Origin of the sequence: Streptomyces sp. NRRL B-24085, assembly GCF_001282115.1 — a bacterium.
Classification (GTDB): domain Bacteria; phylum Actinomycetota; class Actinomycetes; order Streptomycetales; family Streptomycetaceae; genus Streptomyces.
The window spans coordinates 1-1149 of record NZ_LJBR01000565.1 but is presented as its reverse complement, the minus strand read 5'-3'; the positions used below and the strand labels follow the sequence as shown (position 1 = coordinate 1149).

General features: G+C 72.8%; 1 protein-coding gene. It reads right to left on the bottom strand.

Translation table 11 applies throughout. From position 1 onward, the window contains the following. Positions 1-14: 14 nt before the first annotated feature. Positions 15-965 carry a LysR family transcriptional regulator gene (locus AOJ26_RS39535; RefSeq protein WP_053853170.1) on the bottom strand — a complete coding sequence of 317 codons (951 nt, stop codon included), beginning with the start codon at positions 963-965 and terminating at the stop codon, positions 15-17. Positions 966-1149 lie beyond the last annotated feature (184 nt).

Sequence of the window (1149 nt, the reverse complement as noted above, 5' to 3'; positions counted from 1 at the left end):
GCGGCGGAGGTAGCTCAGGGCAGCAGGTTGCCCCTTCGCGACAGCAGGAACTTCTTGAAGGCGGCCACCGGCGGGGTGTCCGGGTGGCCGTCGAGCCAGGCGACGCCGATCTCGCGGGCGGCCCGGGGCGCGGTGACCGTCAGTTCCGCCACCCCCGGCCGGGGGAAGGCCGGCGGCGGGAGCAGGGCCACGCCCAGGCCCGCCGCGACGAGACCCCGCAACGTCTCGGCCTCTTCCCCCTCGAAGGCGATCCGGGGCTTGAAGCCGGCTTCCTGGCAGAGGTCGTCGGTGATGCGGCGCAGGCCGTAGCCGGGTTCCAGGGTCACGAAGGACTCCTCGGCGGCCTCGGCCAGGCGGACGCGTTTGCGGCCCGCGAGGGGGTGGTCGGCGGGCACCACGAGCCGCAGCTTCTGTTCGTCGAGGCGGCGGGCGACGAGGTCGGGGGCGTCCGGGACCGGGGAGGTCAGGCACAGGTCCAGCTCGCCCGCGCGCAGGCGTTCGATCATCGCCTCGCCGTAGTTCTGGACCAGGCTGAACCGGACGCGGGGGTGGTCGGCGCGGAAGGCCCGGAGGAGACCGGGGACCGTCTCGGAGCCCATGGTGTGCAGGAAGCCGAAGGCGACCTTGCCGGTGGCCGGGTCGGCGTCGGCACGGACCTCGTCGGCGGCCCGCCGGATCTCGGCGAGGGCGCGTTCCACGGAGACGTGGAAGGTGCGGCCGGCGGGGGTGAGGGAGACCGTGCGGCCGATGCGGGCGAACAGGTCGACGCCGAGGTCCTGTTCGAGGCGGACCATGGCCCGGGAGAGCGTGGACTGGGGTACGTCCATCTCCTGCGCGGCACGGGTGACGTGCTCGGTGCGGGCGACCCCGGCGAAGTGGGCGAGCCGCGGCGCGAGAAGCGGGACGATGTCTTCTGTGTCACTGGACGGTGACAGGTGAGCCTGTGACCTCTGCTGATGCACCATGGGAACGATTATGGCGAATCCATGCATTGGACGGATGAGCGGAACCGTACGTAACTTCGAGGGCATGCCTGCCAGTACCGAGGCGTCCACCCGCGTGGGCGCCGTATCCCCCGTCCCCGCCCCCGATGCGCGTATGGCCGCCGGCGGCCCCGGCTACCGCCGGGGGCCATACGCGCATCGGGGG

Coding starts and splice junctions, on each gene's coding strand:
- AOJ26_RS39535 (WP_053853170.1), bottom strand. CDS start 965: ATGGTGCATCAGCAGAGGTCACAGGCTCACCTGTCACCGTCCAGTGAC.